Raw genomic sequence first — 23855 nt, 5'->3', positions numbered from 1 at the left:
GGACTTCATTCGCCGCTCTGCTGCAAGGCCCACATGTGGGCGTACCGCCCCTGCTGGGCCAGCAACTGGGCGTGGGTGCCGCGCTCGATGATCTGGCCTGCGTCCATGACCAGGATCTCGTGCGCGTCGACCACGGTGGACAAGCGGTGCGCGATCACCAGCGAGGTCTTGTTGCGCGCGGCGCTTTGCAACTCGGCCTGGATGGCGCGCTCGTTGGCCGAGTCCAGCGCCGAGGTGGCCTCGTCAAAGATCAGGATCGGCGGGTTCTTGAGCAGGGTGCGGGCGATCGCCACGCGCTGCTTTTCACCGCCCGACAGTTTCAGCCCGCGCTCACCCACCAGGGTTTGGTAGCCCGCCGGCGAGGCCGCAATGAAGTCATGGATGCGCGCGGCGCGGGCCGCGGCCTCGACCTCGGCCTGGTCACTGCCCGGTCGGCCGTAGGCGATGTTGTAGGCCACGGTGTCGTTGAACAGCACAGTGTCTTGCGGCACGATGCCAATCGCCTGCCGCACGCTGGACTGGGTCACCTGCCGGATGTCCTGGCCCGCGATGGTGATGCGGCCCTGCTGCACGTCGTAGAAGCGGTAGAGCAGGCGCGCCAGCGTCGACTTGCCCGAGCCCGAGGGCCCGACCACCGCCACCGTCTTGCCCGCAGGGATGACCAGGCTCACGCCGCGCAGGATGGGGCGGCCCTGCGGGCCGGGGTCGTAGGCAAAGGTCACGTCCTCAAAACGCAGTTCGGGCGAATCACCGGCCTGCAGCGGCAAGGCCCCCGGGGCGTCGGCGATCTCACGCTCGCGCGCCATGAGGGTGAACATCTTGTCGAGGTCGGTCAGGCTTTGCTTGATTTCGCGGTAGATGACCCCCAGGAAGTTCAGCGGCACATAGAGCTGGATCATGAACGCGTTGACCATCACCAGGTCACCGAGCGTCATGCGCCCGTCGACCACGCCCTGGGTGGCGCGCCACAGCATGGCCACCAGCCCCACCGCAATGATCATCTGCTGACCGGTGTTGAGCAGGGACAGCGTGGTTTGCGCCTTGAGGCGCGCGCGGCGCAAGCGCTCCAGGCTTTCGTCGTAGCGGCCGGCCTCGAAGCTCTCGTTGTTGAAGTATTTAACGGTCTCGTAGTTGAGCAGCGAATCCACCGCCCGGGTGTGGGCGGCCGAGTCGAACTCATTGGCCTGGCGCCGGTACTGGGTGCGCCACTCGGTCACCAGCACGGTGAAGGTGATGTAGACGGCCAGCGCCACCACGGTGATGCCGGCAAACCAGACGTCGAACTGAACCGCCAGGATGGTCAGCACCAGTGCGACCTCGATCAGGGTCGGCACGATGCTGTAGAGCGAATACGAGATCAGCGACTCGATGCCGCGCACCCCGCGCTCGATGTCACGCGTCATGCCGCCGGTCTGCCGCTCCAGGTGAAAGCGCAGGCTCAGTGCGTGCAGGTGCTCAAAGGTCTGCAAGGCGATGCTGCGCGCCGCGCCCTGGGTGGCCTTGGCAAACACCAGCTCGCGCAGCTCGGTGAACAGCGAGGTCGACAGCCGCAGCCCGCCATAGGCCAGCAACAGCGCCACCGGCACCACCAGCACCGCGTGGGTGTCGCCGGGTTGGAGCGACAGCGCATCGACCAGGTTTTTCAGCAGCACCGGCACGCCGACGTTGGCGCCCTTGGCCCCGACCATGAACAGCAGGGCGGCGAGCACACGCCACTTGTACTGCCAGAGGTAGGGGAACAGGCGGGTCAGGGTTTGCCAGTCCTGAGACCGGGGGCGCACCGCAGTGGCGCCGTTGGGAGGGGGGGCGGGTTCGCCAGAGCGGCGCATGAGGGACAATTCCAGACTGTAGTTTTACCGAGATTGTGCCCATGTCCGACCACCCCTCTACCGAGCGCGCCTTTCAGGAACGCCTGCCCCAGAACCAGGAACTGGTGCTCAAGGTGATCCCCATGCCCGCCGACTGCAATGCCAACGGCGACATCTTCGGGGGCTGGGTCATGGCCCAGGTGGACCTCGCGGGTTCGGTGCTGCCCGCGCGCTATGCCCAGGGCCGCATGGCCACCGTGGCGGTCAACGAGTTCATCTTCAAGCAGCCGGTGCGCGTGGGGGACATCCTGTCCTTCTATGCGGCCATGGAACGCATCGGGCGCACCTCGATGACGGTGCGGGTCGAGGTCTTTGCCGAGCGCTTCCGCGCCCAGGGCCAGTACATCAAGGTCACCGAGGCCACACTGACCTATGTGGCCATCGACGAGCAAGGCCGCCCGCGCCCGATCCCGCGCGACGACGCCTGACGCCGTCCCTCAGGGGCCTGCCGCCGGGCCCCCGCCCCTGCCCCCACCAGGGGCCCGCGCTTATACACCAGGGCCACGCCGCGCGGTAGCGCCCTGACCCGGATTGCCAAGCCCCCACGGGCGCCGCACCATGTCCCCCACGTGGCGCCTGCCGTCGCCGCGGTGACCCCGATCAGGGTTAGCCCCGAGTGTGAAACGAACAGGTCGGCCGCTACATTATTTATGCCAAGCAATCGCTTGGCATAAATCATTGGGGAGCCGATGTGCAATTTGTGCAACTGCTGATCAGTGGCATCTCGCAGGGATGCATCTATGGCCTGATCGCCCTGGGTTTTGTGCTCATCTACAAAGCCACCGAGACGGTCAGTTTCGCCCAGGGCGAGTTGATGATGCTGGGGGCCTTTGCCGGCCTGGGCCTCATGACGGTGCTGGGCTTCCCCTTCTGGCTGGCAGTGCCGGCCGCCGTCGCGGCCATGGCCTTGTTTGGCTTTGTGCTGGAACGCGCGGTGATCCGCCCCATCCTCGGCCAACCGGCGTTTTCGGTGGTGATGCTCACCATCGGCATCGGATACGTGCTGCGCGGCCTGGTGACGATGATCCCCAACATCGGCACCGAAACCCACACCCTGCCCGTGCCCTACAAGGACATGGCCTGGAGCTGGGCCGGCCTGACCCTGAACGCCGAACAGGCGGTGGTGATCGCCGCCACCGCCGCGCTGTGCCTGCTGCTGTTTGCGCTGTTCCGCTACAGCGTGCTGGGCATCGCAATGCAGGCCTCGTCACAAAACCAGCTCGCCGCCTACTACATGGGCATCCCGGTGCAGCGCCTCAACGGCCTGGTCTGGGGCCTGGCGGCGGCCGTCGCGTCGGTGGCCGGTCTGCTGCTGGCCCCCATCACTTTTGTGCACGCCAACATGGGCTTCATCGGGCTGAAGGCGTTTCCGGCCGCGGTGGTGGGCGGCTTCGGCAGCCTGCCCGGGGCCATCGTCGGCGGCCTGGTGATCGGGGTGGTCGAATCACTGGCGGGCTTCTATTTGCCCGAAGGGGTGAAGGACATCGCCGCCTACATCGTGGTGCTGATCATGCTGATGGTGAAGCCCAACGGCCTGTTCGGCGACAAGCTGCGCAAGAAGGTGTGATGCGCATGAACACCCGCTGCACCCCCCGGGCCCTGGCGCCCTGCCCGTTCACTGCGTTCAGCGCCGCCCCGGTGGCGCCCCCCGGCCAGGAGTTTTGACCCATGCGCTTTCTGTTCAAGACCGACTACGCCCAGGACATCGCCCTGGCCAAACACGGTGGCCATGTGTTCTGGTACAGCACCCTGGTGCTGGCCTTGCTGGCCGCGCCGTGGCTGGTGCCCGAGTACTGGCTGGCCCAGCTGACCTTTGTGCTGATCTACGGCATCGTGGGCCTGGGCCTGATGCTGCTGGCGGGCTTCACGGGCCTGTTCTCGCTGGGGCACGCGGCCTTCCTCGGCGTGGGGGCCTACACCCAGGCTGCGCTGACCGGCCTGGGCTGGCCGTTTCCGGTGGCCCTGGCCTGCGCGGCCGGTCTGTCGGCGGCGGTCGGGCTGGTGGTGGGGCTGCCGGCGTTGCGCGTCAAAGGCATCTACCTGGGCATGGCCACGCTGTCGTTTGGCTTCATCGTTGAAGAGGTCTTTGCGCGCTGGGAAAGCGTCACCGGCGGCAACGCCGGCAAGCACCTGAAGGCCCCCGAGATGCTGGGCTGGAAGGCCGACAGCGCCGAGTCGTTCTACTTCATCTGCCTGGTGATCGCGGTGGCCAGCACGCTGGGCATCCTGAACCTGCTGCGCTCGCCCACCGGGCGGGCCTTTGTTGCCATCCGCGACTCCGAGATCTCGGCCCAGAGCATGGGCATTCACCTGGCCCACTACAAGACGCTGTCGTTCGCCCTGTCGGCCGCCCTGGCCGGCGTGGGCGGGGCCTTGTACGCGCACAAGCTGCAGTTCATCTCGCCCGACCAGTTCAACATCCTGCAGTCCATCGACCTGCTGCTGATGATCGTGATCGGCGGCCTCGGCTCGGTGCACGGGGCATTCCTGGGCGCGCTGTTCCTGATCTCGATGCCGCAGTTGATCGCCCTCTCCAAAGACGCCCTGCCCGACGCCATCGGCCAGGCCCCCGGCCTGCAAGGCCTGGTCTACGGCGTGGTGCTGATCGCCTTTGTGCTGTTCGAGCCCATGGGCCTGTACGGGCGCTGGCTCAAGGTGCGCACCTGGCTGCAGATCTTCCCCTTCTACCGCAAGGGCATGTTCAAGCGCCAGAAGAGCTTCCAGAAATCCGACCGGTTGAAATGATGCCCCCACGCTCCCTCACTTCGTGCAGGTCGCTGCGCCCCGAAGGCCGCCCATCACTTGAATCCAGGAGGTTTCGCTGTGAACGATGACATTCTGCTGTCGGCCCGCCAGCTCAGCGTGCGCTTTGGTGGGGTGCTGGCGGTCAACCAGGTGAGCTTTGACGTGCGCCAGGGGGAGGTGTTCACCCTGATCGGTCCCAACGGCGCGGGCAAGACGACGGTGTTCAACCTGATCAGCCGCATCTACACGCCGACCACGGGCGAGATCGACTACCGCGGCCCCAACGGCGTGCTGCGCCTGACCGATCAGCCGCCGCACCAGATCGCGGGTTTGGGCATCGCGCGCACCTTCCAGAACATCGAGCTGTTCGAGCACGCCACGGTGCTGCACAACCTTCTGATCGGGCGCCACACGCACCGCCAGAGCGGGCTGTGGAGCGACCTGTTCTTTGGCCCGCGCACCCGCCAGGCCGAGCTGCAGGCCCGGCGCAAAGCCGAAGAAGTGATCGAGCTGCTGGACCTGCAGCACCACCGCGATTCGCTGGTGGCCGGCCTGCCCTACGGCGTGCGCAAGGTGGTCGAACTGGCGCGCGCGCTGTGCACCGAACCACGCCTGCTGCTGCTCGATGAACCGTCGTCGGGCCTCAACGTCGAAGAAACCGAGGACATGGCGTTCTGGATCCAGGACATCCAGAAGGAACTGGGCATCACCGTGCTGATGGTCGAACACGACATGACGCTGGTGTCGCGCGTGTCCGACCGCGTGCTGGCCATGAACCAGGGCGAGGTGCTGGCCAGCGGCACGCCGCGTGACGTACAGACCCACCCCGGCGTGGTCGAAGCCTACCTGGGCACCATCGACGATGTGAGCAACTTGCGCCGCCCCGAGGGCAGCGCCTTTGAAAGGAGCGCGGCATGAGCGCCACCGCCCTGGCCACCCCGCCCACCGCGGCGCCCGCGGGCAACGTCAGCAACGCCGTGCTGAAGCTGCTCAACGTGGAGAGCGCCTACGGCCCGATCAAGGCGATTCGCGGCGTCAGCCTGCAGGTGCGCGAAGGCGAAATCGCCACCGTGCTGGGCTCCAACGGCGCGGGCAAGACCACCATCCTCAAGACCATCTCGGGCATCATCGACCCGCGCAAGGGCTCGATCGAGTTCCGTGGCCGCGACATCACCGCGCAGGACCCGGCCCTGATCGTGCGCCAAGGCCTGTCGCATGTGCCCGAAGGGCGCGAGGTGTTCCCCCTGCTGTCGGTGCACGACAACCTGCTGATGGGGGCCTACACACGCAGCGACCGCGATGCGGTGGCCCGCGACATCGAGGCCGTGTACGGCTACTTCCCCATCCTGCGCGAACGCGCCAGCCAAGACGCCGGCCTGCTGTCGGGTGGCCAGCAGCAGATGCTGGCCATCTCGCGCGCACTGATGGCCCAGCCCGCGCTGATCCTGCTCGACGAACCCAGCCTGGGCCTGAGCCCCAAGCTGACCAAGGAGATCTTCGAGATCGTGGTGCGCATCAACCGCGAACGCGGCACCACCCTGCTGCTGGTCGAACAGAACGCCAACATGGCGCTGAACGCCGCCGACTATGGCTACGTGCTCGAGAACGGCCGCATCGTGATGGAAGACAGCTGCGCCCGGCTGCGCGAGAAGGACGACATCAAGGAGTTCTACCTCGGCATGAAGGACGAAGGCGTGCGCGGCGAGCGGCGCTGGAAGAAGAAGAAAAACTGGAGGTAAGCAGACATGACCCAACTCTGGAACCTGGGGCACATCCAGCCCCGAACCGAGATCGTGATGCCTGGCGAGACCATCAGCGCCCTGTTCTGGAACGCGGCCCAGGCGCGCGCCCCCCAGGTCTGGATGCGGCAAAAGGAACTGGGCATCTGGCGCAGCTGGACCTGGCAGCAAAGCGCCGACGCGGTGCGCGAGATCGCGGGCGGGCTGATGAGCCTGGGCTTCGCGCCGGGCGACACCTCGTCGATCCTCGCCAACACGGTGATCGAGTGGGTGCTGGCCGACCTCGCGGTGCTGAGCTGCGGCGGTGTCTCCAACGGCATCTACCCGACCGACGCGGCCAGCCAAGTGCATTACCTGTGCGAAGACTCGCGCACCTCGGTGCTGTTTGTCGAGGACGACGAGCAGCTCGACAAGGCCCTCGAAGTGCGCGACCAGCTGCCCGGCCTGCGCCAGATCGTGGTGTTCGACATGGACGGCCTGCGTGAACTGCGCGACCCCGGCGTGATCAGCCTCGACGCCCTGCGCGCACGGGGGCGCGACTACAACGCGGCCCACCCCGACGAACTGATGCGCCGCGTCGAGGCCTGCCGCCCTGAAGACCTGGCCATCCTGGTCTACACCTCGGGCACCACCGGCAAGCCCAAGGGCGCCATGCACACCCATGCCGGCCTGGTCTACACCGTGCGCGGCTACAACACCCTGATCGCCCGCGACGAGCACGACGAAGCGATGTGCTTCCTGCCGCTGTGCCACATTGCCGAACGCATGGGGGGGGAGTACTTTTCGCTCTACACCGGCTCCAAGCTCAACTTCGTCGAGAACCCCGAGACCGTGCCCGAGAACGTGCGCGAGATCGCGCCCACGGTGTTCACCGCCGTGCCCCGGGTGTGGGAGAAGTTTTACTCCGGCGTGATGATCGCGCTCAAGGAGTCCAGCGCCCTGCAGCAGGCGGTCTACGGCTGGGCCATTGGCGTTGGCCGGCAGATCGCCGACCGCGTGCTGGCGGGCCAGGCGGTGAGCACCTCCTTGAAGGCGCAGTTCACCCTGGCGCGCTGGCTGGCCCTGAACAACGTGCGCAAGATGATTGGCATCCACCGCGCGCGTTTTCTGGTCACGGGCGCCGCGCCCATCTCGCCCGAGCTGGTCAAGTGGTACTTGGCGCTCGGTGTGCCCATGCTCGAGGTCTGGGGCATGACTGAAACCTGTGGCGCCGCCACCGGCGTGCCGGCCAGCCGCATCAAGCCGGGGTCGATCGGACCTGCGGCCAGCTACAACGAGGTGCGCATCGACCCGGCCACCGGCGAGATCCTGGTGCGCGGCCCGAACGTCTTCAAGGGCTACCTGAACCAGCCCGAGAAAACCGCCGAGACCATCACCCCCGACGGCTGGCTGCACACCGGCGACGTGGGCGTCATGGAGGACGACGGTTACCTGCGCATCACCGACCGCATGAAGGACATCATCATCACCGCGGGCGGCAAGAACATCACGCCCAGCGAGCTGGAGAACGAGCTCAAGTTCTCGCCCTTCATCACCGACGCGGTGGTGATTGGCGACCGGCGCCCCTACCTGACCGTGATCATCATGATCGACCAGGAGAACGTCGAGAAGTACGCCCAGGACCACGACGTGCCCTTCAGCAACTACGCCAGTCTGACCCGGGCGCCCGAGGTGCAGGCGCTGATCCAGGGCGTGCTCGACCAGGTCAACACGCAGTTCGCGCGGGTCGAACAGATCAAGAAGTTCTTCCTGCTCGACACCCAGCTCAGCGCCGAGGACGAGGAGTTGACGCCCACCATGAAGCTCAAGCGCAAGCTGGTCGAGAAGAAGTACGCGGCCCAGATCGAAGCCATGTACCGCTGACCCGTCACCGGCTGCCAGCACGCCCAGACCCCGCCCAAGCCCCCCGAGTTCACCCACCCCACGCCTTTCGGAGACCTTCCATGCGCCCCACTGCGACCCACACCGCCCTCGCCCTGAGTCTCAGCCTGCTGGCTGGCAGCGCCCTGGCCCAAAGCCAGGGGGTCAGCAAAGACGAGATCTTGCTGGGCAGCATCCAGGACCTGTCCGGCCCGCTGGCCGGCTACGGCAAGCAGGCCCGCAACGGCATGCAGCTGCGCGTCGAAGAGATCAATGAGCAGGGCGGCATCCACGGCCGCAAGCTGCGCCTGCTGGTCGAGGACTCGGGCTACGACCCCAAGAAGGCCGTGCTGGCCGCGCAAAAGCTGGTCAACCAGGAGAAGATCTTCCTCATGGCAGGCCACATCGGCACCGCCCAGAACAACGCCGCGATGCCGGTGCAGTTTGACAAGAACGTGGTCAATTTCATGCCGCTGACCGCCGCGCGCGAAATGTACGAGCCCACGCACAAGCTCAAGTACGCCTTCCTCAGCGCCTACTACGACCAGATGCGCATCGCCGTGCCGCGCCTGGCGCAAGAGAAAGGGGCCAAGAAGATCTGTGCCATCTACCAGGACGACGAGTTCGGCCTCGAGGTGCTGCGGGGCGCCGAGGCCGGGGTCAAGAGCATGGGCACCGAGCTGGCCGAGAAAACCTCGTTCAAGCGCGGCGCCACCGACTTCTCGTCCCAGGTGGCGCGCATGAAAGCCGCCAACTGCGACATGGTGGTGCTGGGCACCATCATCCGCGAGACCATCGGCACCATCGCCGAGGCGCGCAAAACCGGCTTCAACCCCACCTTCCTGGGCTCGGTGGCGGCCTACACCGACCTGATCCACAAACTCGGTGGCAAGGCCATGGACGGCCTGTACGCCACCATGACGGTGCAGAACCCCTACCTCGACGAGGCCGCGCAACCGATCCGCTTCTGGGCCACCAAGTACCGCACCAAGTTCAACGAAGACCCGGCGGTGTTCTCGGCCTACGGCTACACCCTGATGGACCTGTTCATCCGCGGTGCGCAGAAGGCCGGCCCCAACCTGAGCACTGACAGCTTTGTGAAGGCCATGGACAGCCTGACCGTGCCCACCGACATCTTCGGCAGCCCCGAGCTGAGCTACACCGCCACCAAGCGACTGGGCAATGATTCGTCACGCCTGTCGCAGCTGCAGGACGGCAAGTGGAAGGTGGTGTCGGGCTACTTCCGCTGAGCGGCGGCCCCCGGCCACAGCGGGCGAGGCCCGCGTCCGTGGCCCCATGAAAAAGGCGCCCCGAGGGGCGCCTTGGCTTTGGGTGGAGGGATCGGCGATCAGCGCGCCGCGATCAGTCCCGCCAGGGCCTTGGCCGCGGTGGCACGCGAGAAGTACTGCTCGATGTTGGCGCGGCCGTGGTCGGCCAGGCTGTTCCAGAGCGGTTCGTCCTGGTACAAGCGCACGACCTCGTCGGCAAAGGCCTGCGGCGTGTCGGCCACCAGCAGGTCGACCCCGGCCTGCAGGCTCATGCCCTCGGCCGCCACCACGGTGGCCACCACGGGCAGGCCATAGGCCATGGCCTGGTTGATCTTGCCCTTGACCCCGGCGCCGTAGCGCAGCGGGGCCAGCGAGATGCGGGCGCTGTCGATCAGCGGGTCCACGTCCTCGACGTAACCCTGCACGATCACGCCGTCGCCTTCGAGGGCCTTGATCGAGGGCGGCATGTGGCTGCCCACCACGGTGAAGGTCACCCCGGGCAGGCGCGGCCGCACCAGGGGCCAGACCTCGCCGACAAACCATTCGACCGCGTCGATGTTGGGCGGGTGGCGGAAGCCGCCAATGAACAGCAGGCCTTCGCGCTCGGCATAGCCCGGGCCGCCCGGGCGCACCTCGTGGATGTTGGACACCACATGCACCTGGGCCCCCGGGGTTTCGGTGGCCAGTACCTCGACCTCGACCGGGCTGGTGACGACGGTGATGTCGCACTGGCGGATCACGCCCAGCTCTTGCTCGCGCGTCTTCTGCGAGGTGGCCAGCAGGCTGGGCGAGTTCTCGAGTTCGGCCAGGCGTTGCTCGCGCAGGTAGTGCAGGTCGACGGTGTCGAACACGATGGTGGCCTGCGGCGCCCACTCGCGGATGCGCGCCATGTAAGGCGCCGCGATGTAGTGGCGGCAGAACATGATGGTGTCGTACAGGGCACCGCGCTCTTCCAGCAGTTGCGCCACCGACTGGATGTAGGGGCTGAACCAGACCTCGACCCCGATGCGCTGCAGCTGCGCCACATAGGGCTGGCGGCACTCCAGGTTGTCGGCCACAAAGCTGACCTTGCAGCCCTGCTCGATCAGCAGCTCCAGCATGGCCAGCATGCGCACCGAGCCCGAGTCCTGGTCGGGCGTGATCATGCAGGCCTCGACGATCAGCACGCGGGCGCGTGCCGGGCGGTCGACTTCGCGCAGCGGCTCGACACCGTTGAGGCGGTGGGTCTTGAGCACCGGCAACCAGCGCTTGAGGAACACCTCGCGGTTGATCACCTGGTGGCGCTTCATGCCCTGGGTCTCATCGGTGCCCGAGCTGATGCCCTCGTAGTGCACGATGGTGGCCTGCGGTTGGTAGTAGACGCGCTTGCCAGCCGCGCGGATGCGGAAGGCCAGGTCGGTGTCTTCGTAGTAGGCCGGGGTGTAGGCGCGGTCGAACCCTTCGAGCGCATCCCAGTCGCTGCGGCGGATCAGCAGGCAGGCGCCGGAGCAGTAATCGGCCTCGCGCAGGTAGGTGTAGATCGGGCGGTCCGGGTCGTCGCCACGGCCCCAGTTCCAGGCCGAGCCGTCTTGCCAGACGATGCCACCGGCCTCTTGCAGCGTGCCGTTGGGGTAGATCAGGCGCGCGCCCACCAGGCCCGCGTCGGGGCGCAGGTCAAACACCGACTGCAGGGCCTCCAGCCAACCGGCGGTGACCTGGGTGTCGTTGTTGAGCATGACCAGCATCTCACCGCGGGCGATGTCGGCGCCATGGTGGCAGCTGCCGATGAAGCCCAGGTTCTGCGGGTTGCGCACAAAGCGCACGCCCTGGATGTCGGTCAGCGCGCCCGACACCGGGTTCGGTGAGGCGTCGTCGACCACGATCACCTCGACATCCGACAGGTTGGTGTGCTCGCCCAGGCTCTTGAGGCAGTTGAAGGTGTAGAGGTGCTGCTCGTAGACCGGGATCACGATCGAGTAGCGCGGGCGGCGCGACTCGGGGCAGGTGGCCAGGGCCAGCGAACCGATCTCGCGCATCTCGGGCATTGGGCGTTGGGGCGGCTGGTAGGCCGGCGCATGGAGCTTGTCGCGGATGCGGCGCACCACGGCGCGCGGGCCCTCGTTGCGCAGCAGCGTCAACAGCATGGGGGCACGTTCGATGCCGCGGCGCAGGTGGCGGCGCGCCGTGCCCAAGCGCTGGCGCGCGGACTGGGCCAGGGCACTGACACGGCGCAGCGGTGCAGTGACCCGCCAGGAGGTGCTTTGCTCCAGCTCTTCGATGCGTGCCTGGCTGCGGCGCAGGTCCTGCTGGCTGGCCTCGAAGGCGGCGTTTTGCAGCTTGAGTTCGTGGCGCGACGCCTCGAGGCGACCGCGCAGGTCGGCCTGCACGCTGGCCGCGGTGTCCAGGATGTCGCTCCAGTGGATGCCGGCCTGCTCGCTGTGCTGCTTCAACAGCGCCACGTCGCGGTCGACTTCGACCAGGCGCTGACGCAGCACCTCGCGCGCCTGGCGGTGGCCACTGCCCACCCCAAAGTCATACAGCGCCTGCAGGGTGAGGTCGGGCACCGGCGGCTGGGTGGCCTGCACGGCGGCCAGCGCCACCACCTCGTTGCCACGGGCCGGCACGGCCAGGCCCTGCAAGGGCGCCAGCAGGGTGTCGGCGTACGCCTGGCGGCGCTGCGCCTGCGACGCCGGGTCGGGCCAGGCCGCGGTCAGCGCGGCCGGGCTGGCCAGGGGCGAGGCCCCGCCCACGCGCAGCAGGGCCTGCAACCAGCCGTCGGTGGCGGTGTCCGCGTCCAACAGCACGGCGCCGGGGTGGTCTTGCAGGCGTTCGATCAGGGCGCCACGCGCGCTGGCCACGATGGGCAGGCCCGAGGCCAGCGCCACGTCCAGCGTGTAGCAATGGGTTTCGGGGTAAGGACCCGGGTACCAGATCACATCGGCCCGCTCCAGCGCCAGCAGCGCGGGCAGGTCGGGGTCGTTGTAGCTGCCACGTACCTGCACGGGCAACGCCGGCCAATCGGCCAGCGGGTTCTCGGCACTGCCCAGCAGGCTGAAGGACAGTGGCAGGCCACGCGCCTGCGCCGCCTCAGCCGCGGCGCGCAGCACCTCCAGCCCCTTGATGCGCGACAGGCCACCCAGCACCGCCACCTTGAGGCGGGCCTGCGGGGCCTCGAGCCAGTCGGCGCGCGGCGGGTGCGGCAAGCGGGTGATGCTCAGGTCCGGGAAATGCGCGCTGACGCGCTGGGCCACGAACTCGGACGGTGCCAGCACGCGCTCGGCACCTTGCAAAAAGGCCTGCAGGCGCTCACGCCACTGCGCAATGGTCCACCCCCAGGCGTGTGGGCGGGCCTGCACACAGCGCTGGCAGCCGGCCGCATCGGGCTCACCGCAATAACCGCCCTCGGGCGTGGACAGGTTGTACTGCGGGCAGAACGCCAGGTAGTCGTGCAGGGTGACGTCGTAAGGGGTGCCCAGCGCGGCGGGCAAGTCCAGCACGCCCGGGGCAAAACCGTCGATCTGGTGCACCTGCAGGCGGCTGTAACCACGGCTGCGCAGGGCCTCCGCCAGGCGCGGCCAGGACACCGAAGCCAGCACGCGTTCGGTCTGACCGGCCAGGCTCAGCTTCACCAGGCCCAGGCCTGCGGGGCGCAGCACATCGACCTCGACGGCGTGGCCCAGCAGGGCCTGCAGGTCGGCGATGTGGCGCTCCACCCCGCCGCCGAGGGCGTGGGTCACGAGCAGGATTCGGTGCGTGGGAGCGGCCGCTGTGGGCGAATTTTTGTTTTCCGTGGTCGACAAGACAGAGAACCCTTCAACATCAAATGGGACGATGCCGATGCCGAAGAGCGCGGACTGGGAAGAACCGCCTGGCACAGGCACCGTCGGCCTGGGCAAACCGGGCCGGGGAATTGTAAGGCGTTGGACAGAACGAAGCGACGCCGCGCCGGGGCCGGCGCCGCGTCACCGCTGGGCGGCTTTGGCGCCCGGCGCCACCTCGGGAACCGCGGGCGCGGGCACCTCGACCGGCACCACCGGCCCGGGGCCCACCACCGGGATGGCCGGGTGCAGGGCCAAGGCCGGGCTGATAACCTGCCCGTCCAGCCCCAGCGATCGGATGAAGCTGCCGTCGGCCCACTCGGCATAGCGCCAGTCGCCGTCCACACGCACCACGCCCTCGGGCGCCGCCAGTTCCTGCACGGGCACGTTGCGCAGCGCGGTGCTCATGTAGTCGATCCAGGCCGGCAGGGCCAGGGCCGAGCCCGAAGACCGGCTGCCCAGGCTCTTGGGAGTGTCGTGCCCGACCCAGACCACCGCCACCAGGCTGGGCTGGAAGCCCGCGAACCAGGCGTCCACCACGTCGTTGGTGGTGCCGGTCTTGCCGTACAGGTCGGGGCGCTTGAGCGCCGCCTGCGCGCGCGCGGCGGTGCCGACGCGGGTCACATCCTGCAACAAACTGGCGACCATGAAGGTGTTGCGCGCCGGCACCACGCGCTCGGCCTCGGTCACCGCCTGCTCGGGCGCCTCGAACACGGTCTGGCCCTGCGCGTCGGTGATGCGGCGGATCCACTGCGGCTTGACCGGGTAGCCGCCATTGGCCAGCACCGCGTAGGCGGCGGCCAGCTGCAGCGGGTTGGTGCTGCCGCTGCCCAGGGCCTGGGTCAGGTTGTCGGGCTGGCGCTCGGGGTCGAAGCCGAAGCGGCTGGTCCATTCGCGCGCCGCGTTCGGGCCCAACAGCTGCAACAGGCGGATCGACACCAGGTTCTTGGAGCGCGCCAGCGCGGTGCGCAGGCTGATCGGGCCGTCGGTACTGCCGTCGTCGTTCTGCGGGTCCCAGTCGCCGGCGTTGGTCAGCGGCGCGTCGTTGATCACGGTCTCGGGCTGCACGCCGTGCTCGATCGCCCCTGAATAGATGAAGGGCTTGTAGCTCGACCCCGGCTGTCGCCAGCCCTGGGTGACGTGGTTGAACTGGTTGCGGTGGAAATCAAAGCCCCCCACCAGCGCGCGCACCTCGCCGTTGTGCGGGTCGAGCGAGACCAGCGCGCCTTCGGCCTCGGGCCACTGGGTCAGCACCCAGTTCTTGCCCTGCTGCAGCGCGCGCAGCACCGCGCCACGGCGCACCCGCAGCTTGCTCGAGGCGTTGGCGGCCAGGCCCGGCTGGATCTGGCGCAGGGCCGCGCCGTCGAGGTGCAGCACCTCCCCAGAGGCCAGCACCACGGTCACGGCCTTGGGCGACGCCTGGGTCACGATGGCCACCCGCAGCTCCTCGTCGTCGTCGAAGTCGGACAGGGCCTGGGCCACGGCGGGATCGTCGTCGCCGAGGCCGGGGGCCAGCTTTTCCTCGCCTTCGGGGCCGCGCCACGGCTGGCGCAACTCGCGCTCGATCAAGGTGCGGCGCAGCGCCTTGTAGGCGGCCTCCTGGTCGGCGGCACGCAGCGTGGTGGTGACCCGCAGGCCGGTGGTGTAGCTCAGCTCGCCGTACTGCGCGTAGACCTGCTGGCGGGCCATCTCGGCCACGTACTCGGCGTGCACATCGACCTCGTTGAGGCGCCGGATGTTGAGCTTCTGGGCCTTGGCCGCCTGGTACTGGGCTTCATCGATCACGCCCTGCGAGCGCATGCGCGACAGCGCCACCAACTGGCGTGCCCGCGCACGCTCGAAGTTGCGGATCGGGTTCACAAAGTACGGGTTCTGCGGCAGGCCGGCCAGCATCGCGCACTCAGCGGGCGTCAGCGCCGACAGCGTCTTGCCAAAGTAAGTCTGCGCCGCGGCCTCAAAACCATAGGCCCGCGAGCCCAGGTAGATCTGGTTCATGTACAGCTCCAGCACCTGGTCCTTGCTGAGCTGGGATTCGATCTTCAGCGACAGCAGGGCTTCCTTGAACTTGCGCTCCAGGCTGCGCGAGCGGTTCAGAAAGAAGGTGCGGGCCACCTGCTGGGTGATGGTGGACGCGCCCTGCAAACGCCCGCCGCTGAAGATCGAGCCGAGCGCGCGCACGATGCCAATCGGGTCGATGCCGTGGTGGCTGTAAAAGCGCGCGTCCTCGACCGCCAGCAGGCTGTCCTTCATGAGCTGGGGAATCTGATCGATGCGCTGGTAGACCCGGCGTTCGCTGCCAAAGCCGCCGATCTCCACACCGTCGGCGGTGTAGACGCGCAGCGGCTGCTTGGGCTGGTAATTGGCCAGCGCCGAGGTGTCGGGCAGGTGCGGGTAGATCAGCACCCCGGCGACCACCGTGAGCACCGTGAGCGCGGCCCCCAGCGCCGCCAGGCTGAGCAGCACGCCCCGCCAGTGGGCCCTCAGCCAGACCCGCAGGTCGGCCAGCTTGAAAGAGGCAAAGGAAGGAAAACGCATGCGCGAAGGTGGGCGGGCAAAGCCGCCATTATCGGCATCTGCGCCCACCCTAGGGAAAGTGCCGGTGTGACCCCTGGCGCCCCCCCCGTATAACGAAGTCTCCAAAAAAAGGAGACCCCCATGAAGAGATGTTGGATACCCGCACTGACCCTGCTGGCCCTCTCGGCAGGTCCCACCTGGGCGCAAAGCCAGGGGGTGAGCAAGGACACCATCGTGATCGGCTCGATCCAGGACCTGTCCGGTCCGCTGGCAGGCTTCGGCAAGCAAGACCGGCTCGGCATGATGCTGCGGGTCGACGAAATCAACGAGCAAGGCGGCATCCACGGCCGCAAGCTCAAGCTGCTGATCGAGGACTCAGGCTACGACCCCAAGAAGGCCGTGCTGGCGGCACAAAAGCTGGTCAACCAGGACAAGATCTTCGCCATGGTGGGGCACCTGGGCACGGCACAGAACCTGGCCGCGATGCCAGTTCAGTTTGAAAAGAACGTGCTCAACTTCTACCCCATCACCGCGGCGCGTGAGATGTACGAGCCCTTCCACCGGCTCAAGTACTCGTTTGCCGCCACCTACTACGACCAGATGCGGCTGGCCGCCCCCAAGCTGATCCAGGAAAAGAACGCCAAGAAGATCTGCACGCTCTACCAGGACGACGAGTTTGGGCTGGAGGTGATGCGCGGCGGCGAGGCGGCGCTCAAGTCCATGGGCCGCGAATTCGCCGAGAAAACCTCGTACAAGCGGGGCGCCACCGATTTCTCGTCGCAGATCGCCAAGCTCAAGGCCGCCGACTGCGACTTCGTGGTGCTGGGCACCATCATCCGCGAAACCATCGGGGCCATCGGCGAAGCGCGCAAGACCGGCTTCAACCCCACCTTCCTGGGCTCGAGCGCGGCCTACACCGACCTGATCCATAAGCTCGGCGGCAAGCCCATGGACGGGCTGTACGCGACCATGACGGTGCAGCACCCCTACCTCGACGAGGCCTCGCAACCGCTGCGCTTCTGGGCCAACAAGTACAAGACCAAGTTCAATGAGGACCCGACGGTGTTCTCGGTCTACGGCTACCTGGCCATCGACGCCTTTGCCCGCGCCGCCCAGAAGGCCGGCCCCGGCCTGAGCACCGACAGCTTCATCAAGGCCATGGACACCATGGTCACCCCGCCCGACATCTTCGGCAGCCCGGAGTCGAGCTTCGGGCCGCAAAAGCGCCTGGGCAACGACCTGAGCCGCCTGTCCCAGATCCAGGACGGCAAGTGGAAGGTGGTGTCGGACTACGTGAAGCCCTGACCGCCGCCGATCCGGGTCGCCGCCAGCGCGGCAGCGACCCGGGGCCGGGGGCCCTGCCCCAGGTCACATCGGCAGAGCCCGCCCGCGGGGGGCCCAGCCTAGCAAAAGGCCAACCCACGGGTTGGCCTTTTGCTTGGGGCGGGGCGTCGGTCTGACGTCCCGCGGGCTCAGCGCCCGACCCGGCTCAGCCGGGGGCGGCTCACCAGTTGTTGTCGTCCGACCCGCCGGCGTCGCCACCGCTGTCCCAGCTGTCCGACGCACCACTGCCGGCGTCAAAGGCGCCGTAGTCGGGCGGGTTGTCGATCGGGACATAGCCAGCGCTGTTGTCGCTGACGCTGTGGCCCGTGCCGCTGCCCGAGCCGGCGCCGGCCTGGCCGCTGCTGCGCGACTCGTCACCGTGCTCCAGCACCTTGGCCAGACCGTAGCCAGCCGCGGCCCCGGCCAGGCCACCGAGCACCACCCCACCGATGCCGGGGCCCGACGAGGCGGGCGCCCCATAGCCGGGCTGACCGTAGCCGGGTTGGCCGTAAGGTGCTTGGCCGTAGCCTGGCGCCGTGGGGGCCCGGCCAAAACCGTTGCCACCCATGGAGGCCGAAGCCGACCCGGCCCCCATGCCCGCCATGGCGGGGGCCGGCGGGGTCAGCACGCGCGAGGCGATCTTCCAGACCGCGAACAGCACGCCGGCCGCGATCACCAGGTAAAACCACGGGAAACCACCGCCCGAGGCCGGCGCGCTGGCCGGGCTGCTGTGCGCCACCGGGGCGGCCGGGGCCGCGGGCGAGTTCAGCGGCGCCGCCGACGGGCTGGCCGACGCCGAAGCCGGGGCCGGCAGGGCCGACTTGCTGTCCGACAGCGGGATCTTGTCGAGCAGTTGACGGAAGCGCTGCGGATCGGAGGCGAACTTCAGGCTGGGGTCCAGGCGCTGCGCTTCGAGCAGGGCCTGGCGGGCGTCGCCGTTGCGGCCTTCGCGGGCCAGCACCTCGCCCAGCTGGTAGTGGGCCTTGGGGCTGTTGGGCTTTTCTTTGAGGACCTCGCGCAGCATCGTCTCGGCCTGGCGGTACTCGCCGGCATTGACGGCTTGCTCAATGTCTTTGGGCGTGGGCAGGGCCCAGGCAAAGGACGCCGCCAGCACCAGGGCCAGACCGGCCAGCCAGTGGCGGCCCCGGCGGGCACCGGGGCTGGAGGACAAAAATGAGAGGGCAGTCAACATGGATCAGAACTCCTTCAGAGGACAGGCCGGCCCCTTGCCGCACGCAAGGGATGCCAGGCCGCATTCTCAACGCCATATGGAGGGTCCAGGCCGACAAACAAGGTCCTGACAAACTAATTTACAAGTGCCGCCGCCCGCGCCCCGGCCGGTGCCAGGCCCAGCAACTGCCGTGCCTCATCGGGGGTGGCGACCTCGCGCCCGGCTTCGCGCGCATAGCGGGCCAGTTGCTCGATCAGGGGGCCGTTGCTGCGCACCTTCTCGCCATCGGGCAGGTAGAAGGTGTCCTCCAGGCCGCTGCGCAGGTGGCCGCCCAGCTCGGCGGTGCGGCGGTGCACGGGCCAGATCTCGGCGCGCCCGATCACCGTGCTCTGCCACGGTGCGTCGGGCAGCTTGAGCTTGAGCAGGATCGGCAGCAGCTCGGGGTCGGCGGGCATGCCCGAGGCCACGCCCATGACAAAGTTGTACTCGGGCAGGCCGGTGTAAAGCCCGGTTTGCACATACATCTCGACGCAGCGCACGATGCCGACGTCAAAGCACTCGAACTCGGGCTTGGTGCCGGTCTCGTGCATCACGTCGATGAAGTCCTTGACCTTGGCGGGCGGGTTGTCGAACAACATCGGCGGCCAGGCCCAGCGCCCGTCGGCGCGCACCTTGAGGTAATTCAGCGAGCCCGCGTTGCAGGCGGCCATTTCGGGGCGGGTGGCGCGCAGGCAGTCCAGCGGCCCCTGGTAGTCGGGGCCCACCACGCCGGTGGTCTGGTTGATGATCAGGCCCGGACAGGCCTCGCGCATGGCCTCGGTGCAGGCCAGGGCCACGGCGGGGTCCCAGCTCGGCAGGTGGCCGCGGCCCGGGCTTTGGTCACGGAAATGCACATGCACCACCGAGGCGCCGGCGTCCCAGGCACGGCGCGCCTCGGCAGCCAGCTCGGCCGGGCTGACCGGCACGGCATGCTGGCCCGGGTCGGTCAGGACGCCGGTGATCGAACAGGTGATGATGGCCTTGTCGCTGGGGCTCATGGGTGTCTCCTTCGGGGTGAAACAAACCAGTGCGCCCGGACCAGGCGCACCTCAAGAAACGATGTAGGCCCCGGTGCCCGTGGACATCAGGGTGCCGTCGGGGCCGCGGAACTCCATGCGCGTGGAGGCCACGCGCGAGCCCAGGCGCAGCACCTCGGCGTGCAGGGTGAAGTACTCGCCAATCGCGGGACGCAGGTAGTCGATGCGCAGATCAATGGTGCCGAGCTTGGAAAAACGCTTCAGCCGGTCTTGCGGCGACTCGTCCATGTGGCGCGCACCGATGGCGGCCATCACCGCCAGGCCGCCCAGCGCGTCCAGGCCGGCGGCGGCCACGCCACCGTGCAGGCGGTTGTAGCTGAAGTGGCCGATCAGCTCGCGCTTCATGTCGATGCGTGCGGTCACGGAGTCGGGCTTGAGCGAGGTGATCTTCAGACCGAGCACGGTGTTGAAGACGATCATTTCCTCGAAGATCTTCTTCAGGCCGGTTTCAAACTCGGGCTCGAAGGCCTCGGGCAGGGGGGCGTGGGTTTTGCTCATAGGCCCCATTGTCGGGCGGCCAGGTCTTTCATGATTTCCTCGGCCCCGCCGCCGATCATCATGACCTTGACCTCGCGGTACAAACGCTCGCTGACCGTGCCGCGCATGAAACCCATGCCGCCCAGGATCTGCACCGCCTGGTCGGCGCAAAACTGCATGGTCTGGGTGCTGTGGTTCTTCAGCAGGCACACCTGGGCCACCCAGTCGGCGCCGGTGTCTCCGGCGTCGGCGCGCGCCGCCACGGCCTCCAGCCAGGCCGCGGTGGACTGGATGCGCATCTGCATGTCCACCAGCTTGTGGCGGATCACCTGGCGCTCGACCAGCGCGGCGCCAAAGGTGTGGCGCTGCCGCGCCCAGGCCAGGGCCTCGTCAAAGCAGGCCTGGCTGAAACCCAGCGCCGCGGCCGACATGCCAAAGCGCTCGGCGTTGAAGTTGCCCATGATGATGCGAAAGCCCTGCCCTTCCTCGCCCACGCGGTAGCGCGCCGGCACGCGCACCCCGTCGAAGTGCAGCTGCGCGGTGTCCGAGCAGTGCCAACCCATTTTCTGCAGCGGGCGCCGGGTCAGGCCTGCGCTGTGGCCGGGCACCACGAGCATCGAAATGCCCCCGGCCCCCTTGCTGCCGGGCTCGCCGGTGCGCACCGCCACGGTGAGCCAGTCGGCGCGCACGCCCGAGGTGATGAAGGTTTTTTCGCCATCGATCACGTAGTCATCGCCATCGCGCCGGGCCGTGCAGCGCAGCGCCGCCACGTCCGACCCGCCGCCGGGCTCGGTGATGGCCAGCGCGGCGATCTGCTCGCCGCGCAGCACCGGCGGCACCACCTCGTCGCACAGCGCCGCGCTGCCATGCGCCAGCAGCGGCGGCAGGCCGATGTTGTGCGACAGCAGGCTGGCCAGCACCCCTCCGCTGCCGCCGTGGCGGCACAGGTCCTGCCACAGCGACAGGCGCAGCGCATAGGGGGCGGGCGTGCCGCCATAGGCCTCGGGGTAGCCCAGGCCGAGCAGGCCCAGCTCGCCCGCGCGCCGGTACAGCGCACGCGGAAACTCGCCCGCCGCGTCCCAGTCGCCCACGTGGGGGGCGATCTCCTCGCGCGCGAAGCGCGTCACCAGGTCGCTCAGGGCGGCGCGGTCGGCGCGCAGTTCGTCGGGGTTGCCCCCCGCAGGGTTCGCAACAGCAGGGCTCATGCGGCAGGCTCCAGTGAGGGGGGAACGGCGGGCAGTGCCGTCGGCAGCGGCGTCAACCGCAACAAGACCTGGCCGGGCGCCACCTGCTGGCCTGGCGCCACCAGCAGCTCGACCAGCTGGGCCGGGGCGCTGGCCGCGATCACATGCTCGAGCTTCATGGACTCGATCACCAGCAGCGGCTGGCCGGCCACCAGGTCCTGCCCGGGCGCCACGTCCACCCGCAGCACGCGGCCATTGAAGGGCGCGCGCAGCGTGCGCGCGGCCTCGCCCTCCCCCGCCCGGCGCAGCGGCTCGAAGCTGGCGTCGTCCAACCAAACCTCCACACCCGCCCCTTGCACATGCCAGCGTCGCCCGGCCAAGGCCACGGCGCGCACCGGCCACTGGCGGCCGTCCTGGCTCAGCAGCAGGCGGCCATCGGCCAGCGCTTGCACGCCCAGCCGGAAGGGCTGGCCCTGGGGGTCGCGCCCCTGCAAGGCGCCCTGCCCGGCCTCGCCCACCGACCAGCTTTGCACCTGGTCGCGGTGGCGCAGGCGCAGCGGTCGCTCCAGAGGGCAAGCCAGTTGCGCCGCCGGCGCGCGCTCCAGCCACCACAGGGCCGGCCCGACCTGGGCCAGCGCCTGCTGCTCGGCGGCCCACAGGCCGGCGCGCATCGTGTCGCCCTGCTGCTGCACAAAGGGGATCAGGGCCTGACCGGCACGGAACTCGGGGTGCGCCAGGCAGGCGGCCAAGAAGGCGCGGTTGCTGGGCAGGCCCAGCAGCTCGGTCTGGGCCAGCGCCTGCAGCAGCTGGTCGATGGCCGCCTCGCGGGTGGCGGCGTGGGCGATCAGCTTGCCCAGCAAGGGGTCGTAGTGCGGACTGACCTCGGTGCCCGTGGCCAGCGCGTGGTCAAAGCGCAGGCCGCCCAGACCGGCGCGCTCGAAGTGCCGCGCACCGGGCGGCTCGCTGAAGTGCCCCAGGCGCCCGGTGTGGGGACGGAAATGCTCGTCCTCGGCGCACAGGCGCAGCTCGATGGCGTGGCCCTCGAAGCGGACCTGGTCCTGGCGCAGCGGCAGCGGCTCGCCACGTGCCACGCGCAGCTGCCACTCGACCAGGTCCAGCCCGGTCAAGGCCTCGGTGACCGGGTGCTCGACCTGCAGCCGGGTGTTCATCTCCATCAGGTAGAAGTCGCTGCCGTCGAGCAGGAACTCCACCGTGCCCGCCCCCACATAGCCGGCCGCGCGGGCCAGCGCCACCGCGCTGTCGCCCAGGCGCTGGCGCAGCGCCGCGTCCACCGCCGGGCTGGGGGCTTCTTCGATGATCTTCTGGTGGCGGCGCTGCACCGAGCAGTCGCGCTCGCCCAGGTGGATGCACTGACCCTGCGTGTCGGCAAACACCTGCACCTCGACATGGCGCGGCGCCAGCAGCGCGCGCTCGATCAGCAGATCACCACAGCCAAAGCCCGCCAGCGCCTCGGAGCGGGCAGTGGCCAGCGCGGCGGCCAGCTCGGCGGGCTGGGTCACCAGGCGCATGCCGCGCCCGCCGCCCCCGGCCACGGCCTTGACCATCACCGGGTAGCCGATGCGCGCGGCCTCGGTGGCGAAGCGCTCGGGGCTTTGCTCATCGCCCGCGTAGCCGGGCAGGCAGGGCACGCCCTGGGATTGGGCCAGGGCCTTGGCCGCCGCCTTGCTGCCCAGCGCCCGGATGGCGTGCGGCGGCGGGCCGACCCAGAGCAGCCCCGCGTCGAGCACGGCCTGGGCGAAGTCCGCGTTCTCGCTCAGAAAGCCATAACCCGGGTGCACCGCGTCGGCGCCGGTGGCACGCGCCGCGGCCAGCAGGCGGTCGATGCGCAGGTAGCTGTCGGCCGAGCGGCTGCCGCCCAGCGCAAAGGCCTGGCCGGCCTCGCGCACGTGCAGCGCGCCGGCGTCGGGTTCGGAGAACACCGCCACCGTCTCCAGGCCCAGCGCGTGGGCGCTGCGCAGGATGCGGCGGGCGATCTCGCCGCGGTTGGCGATCAACAGGCGTTTCATGGCAGGCTCCAGGGGGCCGGGCGGCGCGCGGCAAAAGCGGCCAGCCCTGCGGCGGCTTCGGGGCCGCGCAGCGACTGGGCAAAGGCCTGGGCCGCCGTGTCCAGCCAGGCGTCGAGGCCGTGCTCCAGGGGCATGTTCAACAGGCGCTTGGTGGCCGCCACCGCCGCCGGGGCGCTGCCGGCCCAGGCCTGCAACTGCTCGGCCACGGCGGCGCCCAGGTCGGCGGCCACGGCGTTGACCAGGCCATCGGCCTGGGCCTGGGCCGCATCGACACGGTGACCCGACAGCAACCAGCGCCGCGCCCGCGCGTCGCCCAGGCGGCGCTGCACAAAGGGGGCGATCTGCGCCGGCACGATGCCCAGCGTCACCTCGGGCGTGGCGAATACCGCGCGCGGCGTGGCCAGCACCAGGTCGGCACAGCAGACCAGCCCCAGGCCGCCCCCCATGGCCGGGCCATCCACCGCCGCCAACAGGATTTGAGGCAAGGCGCACAGGTCTTGCAACAGGCGGCCAAAGCCGCGGTTCATGGGCTGCAGCGGGTCGGCCTGACCGGGGGCCAGCGGCTGGCCGATCTGCTGTGCAAAACCGCCCAGGCTGCCACCGGCGCAAAAGGTGCCACCGGCCCCTTGCAACACGATGGCGCGCAAGGCCGGGTCGCCCTGGGCCCGCGCGCAGGCGGCCTGCAAGGCCTCGGCCAGGGCGGGGCTCAGCGCGTTGCGGCTGGCGGGGTCGTTCAGGGTCCAGTGCTCGGCCTGGCCGCTGCCCAGGGGCTGGCGGTCGATCAACAGGGGTTCACTCACGGTGGC

17 protein-coding genes are annotated in these 23855 nt (G+C 68.9%); 8 read left to right on the top strand and 9 right to left on the bottom strand.

Annotation, left to right across the window (positions count from 1 at the left end; translation table 11 throughout):
- Positions 1–5 precede the first annotated feature (5 nt).
- On the bottom strand, positions 6–1829 hold the full coding sequence (locus tag PSQ40_RS15435; protein ID WP_273952666.1) for an ABCB family ABC transporter ATP-binding protein/permease: 1824 nt from the start codon (positions 1827–1829) through the stop codon (positions 6–8).
- 41 nt (positions 1830–1870) lie between these two features.
- Here PSQ40_RS15435 and PSQ40_RS15430 point away from each other — a divergent pair, with 41 nt between their 5' ends.
- From PSQ40_RS15430 to PSQ40_RS15400, 7 genes are all read left to right on the top strand, one after another.
- A complete protein-coding gene (locus tag PSQ40_RS15430; protein WP_273952664.1) occupies positions 1871–2296 on the top strand; it encodes an acyl-CoA thioesterase in 426 nt (141 codons plus the stop codon).
- Positions 2297–2559: 263 nt separating this feature from the next.
- Entirely contained in the window at positions 2560–3435 is an 876-nt protein-coding gene (locus tag PSQ40_RS15425) for a branched-chain amino acid ABC transporter permease (RefSeq protein ID WP_273952663.1), read from the top strand.
- A gap of 101 nt (positions 3436–3536) precedes the next feature.
- Complete coding sequence (locus PSQ40_RS15420) at positions 3537–4613, top strand: branched-chain amino acid ABC transporter permease (RefSeq protein WP_273952662.1); 1077 nt, start codon at positions 3537–3539, stop codon at positions 4611–4613.
- A 78-nt stretch (positions 4614–4691) separates the two neighbouring features.
- The gene (locus PSQ40_RS15415; RefSeq protein ID WP_273952660.1) at positions 4692–5531 is read left to right on the top strand and encodes an ABC transporter ATP-binding protein; all 840 of its coding nucleotides are present in this window, start codon (positions 4692–4694) and stop codon (positions 5529–5531) included.
- On the top strand, positions 5528–6352 hold the full coding sequence (locus tag PSQ40_RS15410) for an ABC transporter ATP-binding protein (RefSeq protein WP_273952659.1): 825 nt from the start codon (positions 5528–5530) through the stop codon (positions 6350–6352). Before PSQ40_RS15415 ends, PSQ40_RS15410 begins: the two co-directional genes overlap by 4 nt.
- 6 nt (positions 6353–6358) lie before the next feature.
- Positions 6359–8215, top strand: a complete 1857-nt coding sequence (locus PSQ40_RS15405) for an AMP-dependent synthetase/ligase (RefSeq protein WP_273952658.1) — start codon at positions 6359–6361, stop codon at positions 8213–8215.
- An 80-nt stretch (positions 8216–8295) separates the two neighbouring features.
- Entirely contained in the window at positions 8296–9462 is a 1167-nt protein-coding gene (locus tag PSQ40_RS15400; RefSeq protein WP_273952657.1) for an ABC transporter substrate-binding protein, read from the top strand.
- 98 nt (positions 9463–9560) lie between these two features.
- Here the strand turns inward: PSQ40_RS15400 and PSQ40_RS15395 are convergent, their stop codons facing one another.
- Entirely contained in the window at positions 9561–13196 is a 3636-nt protein-coding gene (locus tag PSQ40_RS15395; RefSeq protein ID WP_273952656.1) for a glycosyltransferase, read from the bottom strand.
- A 225-nt stretch (positions 13197–13421) separates the two neighbouring features.
- Positions 13422–15812 (bottom strand): penicillin-binding protein 1A, encoded by a 2391-nt coding sequence (locus tag PSQ40_RS15390; protein ID WP_273952655.1) that lies wholly within the window; start codon positions 15810–15812, stop codon positions 13422–13424.
- A gap of 120 nt (positions 15813–15932) precedes the next feature.
- Here PSQ40_RS15390 and PSQ40_RS15385 point away from each other — a divergent pair, with 120 nt between their 5' ends.
- On the top strand, positions 15933–17096 hold the full coding sequence (locus PSQ40_RS15385; protein WP_273952653.1) for an ABC transporter substrate-binding protein: 1164 nt from the start codon (positions 15933–15935) through the stop codon (positions 17094–17096).
- A gap of 199 nt (positions 17097–17295) precedes the next feature.
- Here PSQ40_RS15385 and PSQ40_RS15380 read toward each other — a convergent pair whose 3' ends face one another.
- From PSQ40_RS15380 to PSQ40_RS15355, 6 genes are all read right to left on the bottom strand, one after another.
- Positions 17296–18306, bottom strand: coding sequence for a tetratricopeptide repeat protein (locus PSQ40_RS15380; RefSeq protein WP_273952652.1), 1011 nt, complete (start codon positions 18304–18306; stop codon positions 17296–17298).
- Between the two features lie 113 nt (positions 18307–18419).
- Positions 18420–19322: a BKACE family enzyme gene (locus PSQ40_RS15375; protein WP_273952651.1), complete on the bottom strand. Its 903-nt coding sequence runs from the start codon at positions 19320–19322 to the stop codon at positions 18420–18422.
- A gap of 51 nt (positions 19323–19373) precedes the next feature.
- Positions 19374–19859, bottom strand: coding sequence for a thioesterase family protein (locus tag PSQ40_RS15370; RefSeq protein WP_273952648.1), 486 nt, complete (start codon positions 19857–19859; stop codon positions 19374–19376).
- The gene (locus tag PSQ40_RS15365) at positions 19856–21043 is read right to left on the bottom strand and encodes an acyl-CoA dehydrogenase family protein (protein WP_273952646.1); all 1188 of its coding nucleotides are present in this window, start codon (positions 21041–21043) and stop codon (positions 19856–19858) included. Before PSQ40_RS15365 ends, PSQ40_RS15370 begins: the two co-directional genes overlap by 4 nt.
- Positions 21040–23049 carry an acetyl/propionyl/methylcrotonyl-CoA carboxylase subunit alpha gene (locus PSQ40_RS15360; RefSeq protein WP_273952645.1) on the bottom strand — a complete coding sequence of 670 codons (2010 nt, stop codon included), beginning with the start codon at positions 23047–23049 and terminating at the stop codon, positions 21040–21042. The genes PSQ40_RS15365 and PSQ40_RS15360 overlap by 4 nt, the downstream gene beginning before the upstream one ends.
- Positions 23046–23849 (bottom strand): enoyl-CoA hydratase/isomerase family protein, encoded by an 804-nt coding sequence (locus PSQ40_RS15355; protein ID WP_273952644.1) that lies wholly within the window; start codon positions 23847–23849, stop codon positions 23046–23048. The genes PSQ40_RS15360 and PSQ40_RS15355 overlap by 4 nt, the downstream gene beginning before the upstream one ends.
- Positions 23850–23855 lie beyond the last annotated feature (6 nt).

The sequence above is a fragment of the Curvibacter cyanobacteriorum genome, from assembly GCF_028649475.1.
GTDB classification, from domain to species: Bacteria; Pseudomonadota; Gammaproteobacteria; order Burkholderiales; family Burkholderiaceae_C; genus Curvibacter; species Curvibacter cyanobacteriorum.
This window is presented reverse-complemented; position numbering and strand designations above follow the sequence as displayed.

What these genes read in the sequence shown, in the direction of transcription:
- PSQ40_RS15435 (WP_273952666.1), bottom strand. Translation starts at nt 1,829, where the DNA reads ATGCGCCGCTCTGGCGAACCCGCCCCCCCTCCCAACGGCGCCACTGCG.
- PSQ40_RS15430 (WP_273952664.1), top strand. Translation starts at nt 1,871, where the DNA reads ATGTCCGACCACCCCTCTACCGAGCGCGCCTTTCAGGAACGCCTGCCC.
- PSQ40_RS15420 (WP_273952662.1), top strand. Translation starts at nt 3,537, where the DNA reads ATGCGCTTTCTGTTCAAGACCGACTACGCCCAGGACATCGCCCTGGCC.
- PSQ40_RS15410 (WP_273952659.1), top strand. Translation starts at nt 5,528, where the DNA reads ATGAGCGCCACCGCCCTGGCCACCCCGCCCACCGCGGCGCCCGCGGGC.
- PSQ40_RS15405 (WP_273952658.1), top strand. Translation starts at nt 6,359, where the DNA reads ATGACCCAACTCTGGAACCTGGGGCACATCCAGCCCCGAACCGAGATC.
- PSQ40_RS15400 (WP_273952657.1), top strand. Translation starts at nt 8,296, where the DNA reads ATGCGCCCCACTGCGACCCACACCGCCCTCGCCCTGAGTCTCAGCCTG.
- PSQ40_RS15390 (WP_273952655.1), bottom strand. Translation starts at nt 15,812, where the DNA reads ATGCGTTTTCCTTCCTTTGCCTCTTTCAAGCTGGCCGACCTGCGGGTC.
- PSQ40_RS15385 (WP_273952653.1), top strand. Translation starts at nt 15,933, where the DNA reads ATGAAGAGATGTTGGATACCCGCACTGACCCTGCTGGCCCTCTCGGCA.
- PSQ40_RS15380 (WP_273952652.1), bottom strand. Translation starts at nt 18,306, where the DNA reads ATGTTGACTGCCCTCTCATTTTTGTCCTCCAGCCCCGGTGCCCGCCGG.
- PSQ40_RS15375 (WP_273952651.1), bottom strand. Translation starts at nt 19,322, where the DNA reads ATGAGCCCCAGCGACAAGGCCATCATCACCTGTTCGATCACCGGCGTC.
- PSQ40_RS15370 (WP_273952648.1), bottom strand. Translation starts at nt 19,859, where the DNA reads ATGAGCAAAACCCACGCCCCCCTGCCCGAGGCCTTCGAGCCCGAGTTT.
- PSQ40_RS15365 (WP_273952646.1), bottom strand. Translation starts at nt 21,043, where the DNA reads ATGAGCCCTGCTGTTGCGAACCCTGCGGGGGGCAACCCCGACGAACTG.
- PSQ40_RS15360 (WP_273952645.1), bottom strand. Translation starts at nt 23,049, where the DNA reads ATGAAACGCCTGTTGATCGCCAACCGCGGCGAGATCGCCCGCCGCATC.